Origin of the sequence: Bartonella rattaustraliani AUST/NH4 (assembly GCF_000312565.1) — a bacterium.
GTDB lineage: Bacteria > Pseudomonadota > Alphaproteobacteria > Rhizobiales > Rhizobiaceae > Bartonella > Bartonella rattaustraliani.
Map to the genome: position 1 here is coordinate 1 of NZ_CALW02000066.1, position 11,485 is coordinate 11,485.

Here is an 11,485-nt window from a genome sequence, read left to right on the forward strand (position 1 = left end):
CCAAGGGTTTATCCAGAAAAGAACGAAACATTGCTTCATAGCCTTGCCGTGCTTTCTGATTGGGAGCTCTATCAACTAATTTCCAATCTTGATTGACATCAGGCCACACCAGCATTTGAAAACGTTGAATGAGACCATCATTGTTTTTTCCACAGTGCATTGCTTGAATGATAGGGGTAATTCGTGAGGGTTGAATGCCTCCAATCATTGAGAGAGTGACATTGGGAATGTAAATTGTTCCACGCCCTATACGATCATAGGTAAATTGCCCATCTCCATTAAAGGCTTCTAAATAAAACGCCCGTTCTGATTGAAACTCCGTTCTTTCCATATTGGCTAGAAAACCCGTAAACTCATCACGCATCATCAATAATCCACGTGGATTTTCCCTTAACAATTCCCCAAGCTTTTCTAGCGTGACATCATTGACAATAAAACGAGGGAGGCAATCATCATCTGCATTGTCTTTAGAGAGGATTTCAGACAAAAGAGCCCGTGCTGTTTCAGTATCACTCTTTTTGAGCGCTTTCTTGGCTTGGTTTTCCTTTTCTTGTTTGCTTAATTCCTCAAGCTTTTCTTCAATTCTTTGTTGTTTTTTCTTTTTCCTCCATTCTTTGTACCATTCTTTTTGAAAGCTATAGAGAGGTTTCAAAGCCGCTTTCATAGCAGGTGTTTTCATAATCGAGGATTCACCAACAATGGCACCCCACAGATTAGGCACAATTTTCCAATCATCATGCTGTTTTGGAGCAATACGAACGCCATTGCCAATCACAGCAGCTAAAGCACAGAGAGTAGCAACGGAAACAAAATCGATAGGGGATTGTTGACGATCTGAAACGTCAGAAATATAGCTTCCTAAGCTTAAAGGAACTTGCGTAGGGTCAAAAGGCTCTACTGGTAAAAGAGTAGCCTTGATTGGCTGTAATTCTCCCCAACCACTTTGTTGCAATGCTTTTTCATAGGGAATGGCTTCTAAACAAGCATTGTTGTGTAAAGAGGCATTATCGTTTTCATTCACGAGAGCATTATTATTGAGAGTTTTATTATCTTGATTATCTAAAGTTTTATTATCGTATAACATAGTAATAGACCTTTTAAAAAAGAGAAAAATGGTAAAAGTCAGCCCTTTAGGGGCTTGCTTCATTAAAGACATCAAAACCTTATCCATGCGCACGGGTAGCCAGGGCATAACCTGCTTTACGACCAGCCTCATCACCGTCCATTGTGATTGTCAGACGGGCTTTGGTTTTGCGTAAATCAGGAGCCAATCATTGGCTTGGCATAAATGCACAGCACCGCCATCAAACCATGGGTAAAAGATAAACGAGGAAATCTATCATCATGGGTAGGGCATGTGATATGCCCGCAGCATGTGTATAAGAATACATTTTTTATCCTATGATCTTGCGTCACAGGATGGATTTTGCTATTCATAACTCGATAAGTAATGAAGAGCCTTGTCCGTCCTTACGTGACAAGGTTTTCTTTTATGCAGCATGATTGCTACGGTTGTTTTTTGCTTTCTCAATCACACCGTGAAGATCAGATTGTAACCAACGCGACAAAAAACCAAACTTTAAGGGTTTTGGTAAAACACCGTTTGTCACATGACGCCGGAATGTTGAAACGCTCATATGGAGCAATTTTGCACTTTCACGGTCTGTGAGAAGAGTATCATTTTCGGTCATTTAAAAATCCTTTCAAAACACAAATTGCAAACAAATCATAACCACTTATTAACCATATTTCTGCAGGATTGAAAAGTAATATTATCTATAAAAAACAGTCTTTTATCATGTATTTTTAAAATTGAATCTTGATGATTCTTAATGACACAATATGAGAAAAGAGAGAGAGAAAGTTATCCACAGATTATGGGGTATTACACCCCATCTCTTAAGTTTGACCCGTGACATAAGCTGCCCATTTATCCATATAAACACGGCGCTGTTCTAGATAGTCTGTACGACGATAGGCACGCTCTACTTTACCACCTACCGTATGACTTAGAATTGTTTCAGCGACTTCATAGGGGGCATCGGTTGTTTCAGCGAGCCAATTGCGTAAACTAGAGCGAAAACCATGGGGGCAGGCACTCATCCCAGTCTTGTACATATATTGCGACATACAGCGTTCAGCAAGAGGACCGCGACCGGTTGCAGAAAAAAAGAAATCATTACGAGAGAGCAGGCGCGCTTGTTTCAAAATTTCTAATGCTTCTGATGATAAAGGGACGCGAAACTCTGTTGTCGCATCCCGTCGTCCTTTCATATTTTCAGCAGGAATAGTCCATATATCCCCTTCAATCTGATCTTCATGAATATGACGCAAAGGATTGCTACGAACACCTGTCAGAATAAGTAAACGCAAAGCCAGTTGCGTCATGGTTGTTGCTTGACAAAGCGTTTGGTAAAAAGCCGGCACATCTTTCCAATCCATTGCAGGTCTATTAGTCACTTTGTGGCGTTGTTTTCCTAAGAGGGCGCGTGCTTTCTCTGTGGCTTGTAAATCAACATCTAATCCCAATGCAGCCGCATGTTTGAGACAAAGATTAAGACGAATGAGTGCTCTCTCTGCTGTTTTTGCTTTTGTATGCCATATGGGGGCAAGGGTATTGCGTATCTCTGTTTGGGTAATTTCTGAAATGGGAAGGCAGCCTAATTTAGGAAGAATGTAAAGACGCAAAGGTGCCAACCAGTCCCCATTTTTCCCATCATTTTTTAATTCGGCTTTACGGCTTTCAAAAGTCTCTAAAGCAATGTCTTTAAGATAATGAAGATTACGCATTGCCTCACGTTTTTGTTTTTCACGTTCTTTAATGGGGTCACGACCCTCATGTAAAACAGAACGCCACCGTGTTGCATGTTCACGAGCTTGTTTTAAAGAGACATGTCTTAGAGCCCCTAAACCCATTTCACGACGGCGCCCGTGAATAGTATAACGGTAAATCCATTGAGCACCACCATCTTCACGCTTATGAAGTAACAAGCCGGCACCATCATTATATTTACCAGCCCCCAATGTTGCGACAGCCCTTGCATTAAGACGATTCATAAGAGCCATTTTTAGTCCTTTCTTATATAAATTTTATCCACACATTCATCCCACTTGTGAGGTGCAAGTGAGTGGTTTTGATTGATTCAACATAAGCAGCTTTGGAATGAGAGAATCTTACGTTATTCGAGACTCTCATTCAACATACAAAACAGTGAATTATTATTATAAATCAATGCCTTGTTGATGCGCGCAACGGATAATTTATCGCAACGGGCCTCAAGGATGATCAATTGTATTGTAACGCGCAAATTGCCTATTTGGGATGAGGTGACAGGCTGGTCCGCGCCGCAAAAAACGCGTTCTATCACATGGGCGCTTGCGGATATTGCGCGCAGCTCCTATGGCGGCAAATTGGAAGATAGTCGCATTGATCTGACGCAATTAAAAATACTTGATGATGTTTGGTACGCGCGCGGTGAGTTTTATGCAGGGCGGCTGTGTGCGCTTTGTTCGTGATGAGAAGCGTGTTTTGCCCGTGGTTTTGTTTAGCCCGCGTAATATCGTCAAAAACAGCCTTAAAATCCAATATCTGTTGGCCAGTGATGATACTGCGGACAGCGTTACCGTTGAATATTTTTCCAACCAAACATGGAAGGTTGCCGAAGAAACAGTAAGCTTGTCTGATGATGTGAGTGATCACCCAGCGCGGGTGCGCTTATTTGGTTGCACCGAGAAAGAACAGGCCATTCGCGAAGGTAAATATATGACTGCTGCCAATCGCTATCGCCGGCGTTTGGTGAGTTTCCAAACCGAGCTAGAAGGGTTTATTCCCACTTATGGGGACTTGATTGCTATAGCCCATGATATGCCAAGTTGGGGCCAAGGCGGGGAAATCATTGCAATTGATGACAATGTGCTGACTTTATCAGAGCCATTGACTTGGGATAGCCTGCTTGGTGATCATTTTATCAGCCTGCGCAAATATGATGGCAGTGTCTCGGGGTCGTGGCGTGTAGAGCCCGGCGAAGCTTCCAATCAAGTTGTTTTGCAAGAAGAGCTCGATTTTGAGCCCTATACGGGTGAGAGCCAAGAGCGCACGCATATTGCTTTTGGTGCGGGCGAAAATGGAGCACGCTTGCACGCGTAACCGCTGTGCGTCCGCGCGGTAATCTTGTTGAAATCAGCGCTGTCGTTGAAAGCCAACGCGTCCATAGCGCTGACCAATAATCTTTAAAACATGGAGAATACTTATGACCGCTGATAACCAGCAGCGGCAGCACGATATGGTGTGCCTGCCACGTAGCGAATTTGAGTCTCTGCTGGAGCAAGCCGCCTGTCGGGGGGCCAGAAAAGCGCTTTTAGAAGTGGGCTTAGCCGATCTTGAGGCCGCGAATGATATCCGCACCCTGCGCGATTTGGCCGGCTCAATCAAAATCATGCAGCGCACTTTTCTGCAAACCGTGGTGCGTTGGGTAACGATTGGCGTGCTGGCGCTCTTAGTGGCCGGTATTACCGCTAAACTTGGCCTTTTTACCCATAAATAGAGGAGAATATTATGCTGACATTATTGGGCAGCCTTTTAGGCTTTTTATCTTCCGCTTTTCCTGATTTGCTTAAAATATGGCGTGACAAGGAGGATCGCAAACATGAATTGGCTATTTTACAATTGCAAATGGAATAACAACGGCAAGGCCATAACCAACGCTTGTCAGAAATAGAAGTGCAAGCGGATATGAATGAGGCCAGAGCGCTTTATGCCAATAGGCCCAGCGGCGTGAAATGGGTCGAGGCTTTGGGTGCGTCGGTGCGGCCGATTATCACCTATGCCTTTTTTATCCTTTTTGCCACGGTTAAAACAGTGGTTTTATTGCGTATCATGAATGAAGGCTATGATTTTACCACGGGGCTGATTACGGTGTGGGATGGTGAAACACAAGCCTTATTTGCGGCGGTGATGTCGTTTTGGTTTGGGCAGCGAGCCTTGGCAAAAATGCGACTAAAATACTGAAAAATATAATCTGATTGACTTGATAAGCGTTGGAAAGGAAGCATTATTGTAATTGTAAAAACCATTAAAAAACAAGGAGTTAGACGATGGGTAAACGATTTAAAAAAAGCAAAAGATTTGTAATTGCAGAAATTATCGACGTTAAAAATGAAAATTGCACCGCGCTTGAAAGAGAGGCTTTGGTTGGTGCATTTGAATACACGATGCGCTCAATGGCAACCACGCTAGCAAGCAAATCTTGGTACGCCCTTGAGGACTACGCCACTACCGAGCAAAACGGCATTGACCAATTTACGCTGATGATGGAGCACAAGGATAACCTAGAGGCAGACGACTACTACTGGGTTGGGACTTTTGAAAACGGTCATAAGCGCTTGAGAGTGATGGGCGCCTTAATCAACGAATAAAACACTTAATTTAGGCGGGCATTACACCCGCCTAGGTAATTCTGGGTCTAAACAACCACACTGATTATTGTAAACCAAGGGAAGCATATCATGCGGCATATCACGCACTTTGAGCGCCCGAACAGGGCAACTAAACGTCGCGCCGTTAGCGATAAGGGACTAAACTTGATTAAGCAGTTTGAGGGTTTCTCGCCAACTATTTATATTTGCCCGGCGGGCTATCCAACGATTGGCTATGACCATGTCGTAAAAGATGATGAGGCGTTTCCAGCGGGCATTGATGAGGAGCGCGCCATTGAGCTGTTGCGCCAAGATGCCGTGGTTGCAGAGTGCGCGGTCTTGCGGTTGATCAAAGTGCCTTTGACGTCTAATCAGTTTGATGCGCTTGTGTCTTTTACTTATAATTTAGGCAGCGGCGCACTGCAAAGCTCAACGTTACGGCGCAAAATTAACCGCGGCGAACATAATGAAGCTCCCGAACAATTTCTGCGTTGGGTCTTTGCTGGTGGTCGTAAACTTAAAGGACTTGTTATTCGCCGACAAGCAGAAGGCGACTTATATTCTATTTAATGTTTGACTTTTTTATAACGCCTCATAATGAATTTAAGAGTATTGCGGGAGGCTCTACATTTGGGGTAAATCACCTTTATCAAGTGCGTTATAAAGCAGCTTTATTGCGCGCTCATCAATCAATGCCAGATTCAAAGGCTTATCTAGCGGCCTTGATGCATGCAGATATTGACCTGCACCCTCATTAAATTGCCGCGGCGCTTTTTGCCCATAGGAACCCCTATGGGGAAGGCGTTCTTCTTGCCGATGAAGAAAGATTGGGGAAACGCATTTCAGCTGGTCTTGTTTTGCTGCAGGCCGCGCTTGAGGAGCAAAAAATCTGTTGCTGATCTGTGATAAGGCGCGCCTTGCCTCATGAGTGCAAGAATTGCAAGAAAAATTTGGCCTCGTGAGCGGCGCGCTAGAATTAAAAAACGTTGAACGTATCTATAAGGTTGTAGGAAAAATTTGAAATTTTGTTGTTTTATTTGGCATATGGTCTTGTGCTGATATTATGTCATGTATATACGATAGTCAGATGTTACGGGTTGCGGGAGAAAGGTGTATATTAAATTAGGATGATTTTGGGAATGTTTACGCAGAATCTTGCTGTGGATACATTGTATAGGCGTTCGTTTGTGCTTAAGCTTGGTAACAAGAATGTTTTTCAGCTTGCAATAATACTACGGATACTAAGTTGGATTTAGAATCGCTTGATTATGAGAGGGGAATATGTTTGAACAAAAAATACGATTTTTGTTTGTGGTTTTTATCGCGTGCTTATCTGTTGGCGGGTTGATCTCAACGGATATTTTTTTGCCTGCTTTGCGTCCTATGGGTGTTTATTATCAGGTTGATGAATCTGCTATCCAAAATGTCATCGCTGTTTTTTTAATTGCTATTGCGGTTGGTCAGCTTATTTATGGTCCAATAAGTGATAGCTTAGGTAGGAAAAAAACTTTGCTTTTCGGTCTGGTGGTTTGGCTGTTTGCCACTGTGGCTATTATATATACAGCGCATTTTCAGTCCTTGTTGTGGTTGCGATTTGTGCAGGGGGTTGGTGCTTGTTCTGGAATAGTGCTGAGTCGTGCTATTGTAAGTGATTTGCTTGATAAAGATGCCGCTGCTCGGCTTTATCTGCGGGTCTTCCCCTTGTGGGTACATCGCCTGCTATTGCTCCTTTAATTGGTGGGGTTTTATTAAAGTATTTTAGTTGGCGATCTAGTTTTATTTTCCTTGCCGTTTTTATCGTTGTAACCTTATTTTTATGTTTGTTCTTTTTTGAAGAGAGCTTGCCACAGGAGCGGCGCACGCCCTTTCGGGTTAAGACGATGGTTCAGAATTTATATAGTGTATTGAAGAATAAAAAATTTCTTTTTTATTCTTCTGTTCCTTGTGTTGCATACGCGGCTTATTTTGGATATATTTCAGAATCTCCTTTTTTCTTGACGCAATTAGGTTTGGAAGAAAAAAATCTTGGATATAGTTATACAGGTGTTTCGTTAAGTTATGTGCTTGGTAATCTCGCTGCAAAACGTCTAACGAAAGTAATCTCATTAGAAAAAGCAGTGCGACTTGGATATTTTATTTTTTATGGCTGCTGGATGTTTGTTTTTTGCGCAACTTTATTTTAGTGCCTGGCCTTTGGTGACGAGTTTGGTTTCTATGTCCATGCTTACATTTGGTAATGGTTTTCTTTTGCCGCTGGGTACGGCATTTGCTATTGCGTCGCACCCGCAAGCTGCGGGGGCTGCTTCTGGACTGATGAGGGCAGTCCAGTTGGGGAACGCAGCTATCAGTGCTGCTTTGCTAGGGCGAATCTCAGGGCATGATCCTTGTGTGTTTGCCATGTTGTTAGCATTATTATGTATTGTAGGGTTTATTATTTATATTAAATTGCGAGACAGGTATGTTTCATGATGTATATTCGGTAAAAAATATAGACGTCACTTTGCGGGATGGCGGATATCAGAATAATTTTTCTTTTTCAGAAACTTATGCTGTCGAGCATATTGCATGAATGGTACAGGCGGGCGTTGAGTATATAGAAATTGGGTATCGAAACGGGTTTTTTCAGCTAATCGAAAATATAGGGAGAACCGGTTTATGTATGGATGATTATGTAAAGACATTGTGCGACGCTGTTCCAGACGGCAAATTAGTTGTCATTGCTCATCCTCATAATATTGCCGAGGAAGACGTTGAGATTATACATAGATTGGGTATATCTATGTTAAGATTATGCATCAATAAAAAGAATCCAAAGGCTACGTATGATCTGTGTCGTTATGCTTCTGGGTTAGGGCTTCAAGTTAGTTTAAACGTTACGCGTGCAAGTGAGGTTGGCTCGGATGATCTGTATAAAATGGCAGAGCAGGCAGAGTTACATGGTGCTAACATTTTTTGTTTGGCTGATTCCAGTGGTAACATTTTGCCGCATTGTTTAGAAGAAGTGATGAAAAATTTAAAAGCAAGAACGCCCTTAACGTTGGGGTTTCACGCGCATGATAATCTTGGTCTCGCTATGAGTAATAGTATAGCTGCTATAAAAGCTGGCGCTACGGTTATTGACAGTGCTTTGTTTGGGATGGGGAAGGGGGCGGGTAATCTTTCTCTTGAAATGTGGCTATCTTATTTAAATTTAGTTGCAAAAACAAATCGCTATGACTTAGCGCTGGTTTTGCATCAAGCACAATTATTAGAAACGCAGGATTTTTACGATATAATGCAGCGAGATCCTATGGATATGATTTTAGCTATGCACAATCTGAATGTGAGTTATAAAAGTGGGCTGAAAGAGCATAGTTCAAGAGGTATTAAAGCTGTGTTTGCGGCAGTTGGCAGCTTCCTGGATCGAAGTGTTTTATGATAAAAAATGCTGTAATATTGGCACCGGTTATGCCGTTATGGGATCATGGAGATTTTTGTCGAGATTTACAAAGTATACTGATAGAAAAGGGCGTTAAAATTGATATCTTAGATACGACTTCTATAATTAAAGATGTTACGAAGGAAAATAATTTAATTTTACTGGCAGAAAAAATAAATAAAAGTTTTTGTTTTCCCTTCTTATTAATTGGATTTGCTCTGGGGGGATCGCTTGCACAAGTATTGGCTCCTCGGTTAAATAATGTCCAAGCGGTTCTGTCCATTAGTGGTCCTGGGTATGTTGATACTAGGTTAAAAAGGTACCTGGAAGCTTTGCTTAATTTATTAAATCAAAATGCATTAGAACAAGCCTTGGAGCTCTTGTATCAATATGTGCAACCCTTGGGTATGCCATCGAAACGAGCTGCAATTCAAATTTGTGAGGAAAGCAAGATAGAAGCTATAGCGCGGATGATGCGGGGGTTCGAGCTTCTACTCCAATTGGACGCGAGGGATTACCTCTGTCATTTTGCAGGAAAGTTTCTGTCTATCATAGGTAAAGAATCTCAATTGGCGACCATAAGTAATCAAGTGAATAGTGGCAAGGACGGGCATGAATGCCGAGTGGTGGAGGCGGCAGGAATGCGTCCGTGGGATGATAATCCGTTAACAACGACAAAAATTATAGATTCTTGGGTGAAAACCTTATGAAAAAGAAAATCCTTGTGTTGCCAGGTGATGGTATAGGACCTGAAGTTTGTGATACTGTAATTCCAGTTTTAGAACAGTTTAATTTGCCTTTGGAATTAAGCTATGGAGAGGTCGGTTGGGAGTGTTGGAAGAGCAACGGAGATCCTATTCCACCAGTCACGTGGGAAAAAATTAAAAAGAGCGATGCCATCTTGCTTGGGGCTATAACAAGTAAGGGCAAAGAGGCCGCGCAACGAGAGCTTGCCTCTCACTTGCAAAGTCAGAATTTAACTTATGTGTCTCCTGTAATTCAATTGCGACAGAAACTTAGCCTTTATGCGAATATACGTCCCTTTCGATATATAGCGGGCTCAACAGCATCTTTTAATGGATGTGTTATTCGGGAGAATACGGAAGGTCTGTATGCTGGATTAGATTTTAGAGGTGTCTCGGATGGAGTTAAGTCTTGGCTAAGGCATCCTAATCTTGAAAAATACGGTCCAGCCGAAGCAGCTTGGTCTGTGCGCTTGCAAATTCGTTTAGGATTAGAGCGTTTATTTAGGCTTGCTTTTGTTTACGCTCAAAGAAAAGGATTAGGGCGTGTAACTTTCGCTGATAAGCCGAATGTCATGCGGGAAAGTGGACAATTTGCTAAAGAGATTTTTGATGAAGTGGCCGCTGACTTTCCAACAATTGAAGCAGAAATTCATAATGTAGATGCTGTAGCTTTATGGTTAGTTAAAAAAACACAACATTTTGGAGTCATCGTTGCAGAAAATATGTTTGGTGATATCTTATCAGATTTGGTTGCTGGTATTATGGGAGGGCTAGGACTGGCGCCAAGCGCAAATATTGGTGATGGTACAGCCTATTTTGAGCCGGTTCATGGTAGTGCTCCTAGACTCGTTGGAAAAGAAAAAGCCAATCCCGCAGCTATGTTTTATACAGTTAGCCTGTTATTAGATTATTTGAATTTTAAGGAAGAAGCATGCAGGATTATGTATACAGTTGATCAAGTTATTCGTTCTGAAAAAGTTTTGACTTATGATTTAGGCGGGGTTAATATAACTAAAGAATTCTCTGCAGCTGTTTCCGAAAATATAAACCTTACTGATAAAACTTATACGGCATCGGTTATTACTATTGGTGACGAATTGCTTTCTGGTCAACACCTCAACACGAACTTACAATCAATTAGCCAGCAATTGAAAAAAAAATTTTTACATTCGTCGACATTTTGTCTGCGCAGATCTTTTAAAGCAAATTATAGAAACGATAACAGCTTGTTTAGGCTATGATGATCTTTTAGTTATATGTGGTGGGTTGGGACCGACTTCTGATGATGTAACACGGGATGCTGTTGCTATAGCTGTTCAGCAACCGCTGCTTTATCGTGATGACGTGTGGACTGCTGTACAAGAAAGCTTAAAAAGACTTGGAATTGAACCAGATGAATCCAATTGCCGGCAAGCCTTTTTCCCGCAAGAGGCAACGGTGCTTGATAATCCACGAGGAACAGCACCGGGCTTTTATTTAGAATCTGATAAGACGAAGCTTGTTATTCTGCCTGGTCCGCCGGTACAAGCGAATGCGCTTTTAACAGATTATTTAGCTAAAGAATATAATGTCAGTGTCATTAACAGACCCACAATTCGCAGCGCTCGTGTCGTTTTGTTATAACGTAGGAACGAAGGCTTTTTGTCATTCCACCCTGTTAAAAAAGTTGAATAAAGGAGATTATGAGTCAGTGCCCGCACAATTACAGAAATGGAATAAGGTAGGAGGGCAACCACTCAAAGGGCTTGCCAATCGTAGAGCAGCAGAGGCTGGTTTGTGGGCAAGGGGGTCTTATGTTTCTTCTAACTATCAAGGTGTAGAAAAGAAAGAGGCAACGGGACTGTTCAAAGTAGAGGCATTGGCACCCATTATAGGATCGTTTTCGGGGCTAGGGGGCTTATTGGCA

At 42.2% G+C, this 11,485-nt stretch carries 12 protein-coding genes and 3 pseudogenes; 12 read left to right on the top strand and 3 right to left on the bottom strand.

From position 1 onward, the window contains the following. The 3 genes from BN67_RS09265 to BN67_RS09280 all read right to left on the bottom strand — a co-directional run. The coding region (locus BN67_RS09265; protein WP_026088260.1) for a DUF3987 domain-containing protein at positions 1 to 1,084 on the bottom strand (1,084 nt) is incomplete at its 3' end. Between the two features lie 406 nt (positions 1,085 to 1,490). Then, positions 1,491 to 1,691, bottom strand: coding sequence for a helix-turn-helix transcriptional regulator (locus tag BN67_RS09275; RefSeq protein WP_019223828.1), 201 nt, complete (start codon positions 1,689 to 1,691; stop codon positions 1,491 to 1,493). A gap of 208 nt (positions 1,692 to 1,899) precedes the next feature. After that, positions 1,900 to 3,066, bottom strand: a complete 1,167-nt coding sequence (locus BN67_RS09280) for a tyrosine-type recombinase/integrase (RefSeq protein WP_019223829.1) — start codon at positions 3,064 to 3,066, stop codon at positions 1,900 to 1,902. Positions 3,067 to 3,243: 177 nt separating this feature from the next. On the opposite strand from BN67_RS09280, the gene BN67_RS14615 reads away from it, so the two are divergent. The 12 genes and pseudogenes from BN67_RS14615 to BN67_RS12075 all read left to right on the top strand — a co-directional run. Then, a complete protein-coding gene (locus BN67_RS14615; protein ID WP_202802736.1) occupies positions 3,244 to 3,516 on the top strand; it encodes a hypothetical protein in 273 nt (90 codons plus the stop codon). Further along, positions 3,500 to 4,147, top strand: a complete 648-nt coding sequence (locus BN67_RS13255; protein WP_026088262.1) for a host specificity factor TipJ family phage tail protein — start codon at positions 3,500 to 3,502, stop codon at positions 4,145 to 4,147. Before BN67_RS14615 ends, BN67_RS13255 begins: the two co-directional genes overlap by 17 nt. Positions 4,148 to 4,250: 103 nt before the next feature. After that, on the top strand, positions 4,251 to 4,544 hold the full coding sequence (locus tag BN67_RS09295) for a DUF6127 family protein (RefSeq protein WP_019223830.1): 294 nt from the start codon (positions 4,251 to 4,253) through the stop codon (positions 4,542 to 4,544). 11 nt (positions 4,545 to 4,555) lie between these two features. Then, positions 4,556 to 4,681 carry a hypothetical protein gene (locus tag BN67_RS15255; protein ID WP_019223831.1) on the top strand — a complete coding sequence of 42 codons (126 nt, stop codon included), beginning with the start codon at positions 4,556 to 4,558 and terminating at the stop codon, positions 4,679 to 4,681. A 93-nt stretch (positions 4,682 to 4,774) separates the two neighbouring features. Further along, entirely contained in the window at positions 4,775 to 5,008 is a 234-nt protein-coding gene (locus BN67_RS09305) for a hypothetical protein (protein ID WP_244427054.1), read from the top strand. A gap of 86 nt (positions 5,009 to 5,094) precedes the next feature. After that, a complete protein-coding gene (locus tag BN67_RS12055) occupies positions 5,095 to 5,415 on the top strand; it encodes a hypothetical protein (protein WP_019223833.1) in 321 nt (106 codons plus the stop codon). 90 nt (positions 5,416 to 5,505) lie between these two features. Then, positions 5,506 to 5,985, top strand: coding sequence for a lysozyme (locus tag BN67_RS09315; protein ID WP_019223834.1), 480 nt, complete (start codon positions 5,506 to 5,508; stop codon positions 5,983 to 5,985). Positions 5,986 to 6,696: 711 nt separating this feature from the next. Further along, positions 6,697 to 7,884, top strand: a pseudogene (locus BN67_RS12925) (multidrug effflux MFS transporter). A gap of 190 nt (positions 7,885 to 8,074) precedes the next feature. Continuing rightward, positions 8,075 to 8,833 carry a beta/alpha barrel domain-containing protein gene (locus tag BN67_RS14300; protein ID WP_019223837.1) on the top strand — a complete coding sequence of 253 codons (759 nt, stop codon included), beginning with the start codon at positions 8,075 to 8,077 and terminating at the stop codon, positions 8,831 to 8,833. After that, positions 8,830 to 9,543 (top strand): hypothetical protein, encoded by a 714-nt coding sequence (locus BN67_RS09350; protein ID WP_019223838.1) that lies wholly within the window; start codon positions 8,830 to 8,832, stop codon positions 9,541 to 9,543. The genes BN67_RS14300 and BN67_RS09350 overlap by 4 nt, the downstream gene beginning before the upstream one ends. Then, positions 9,540 to 11,133, top strand: a pseudogene (locus tag BN67_RS12935) (isocitrate/isopropylmalate family dehydrogenase); the annotation flags it as partial. The gene BN67_RS09350 and the pseudogene BN67_RS12935, both read left to right, overlap by 4 nt. 16 nt (positions 11,134 to 11,149) lie before the next feature. Continuing rightward, positions 11,150 to 11,485, top strand: a pseudogene (locus BN67_RS12075) (lysozyme); the annotation flags it as partial.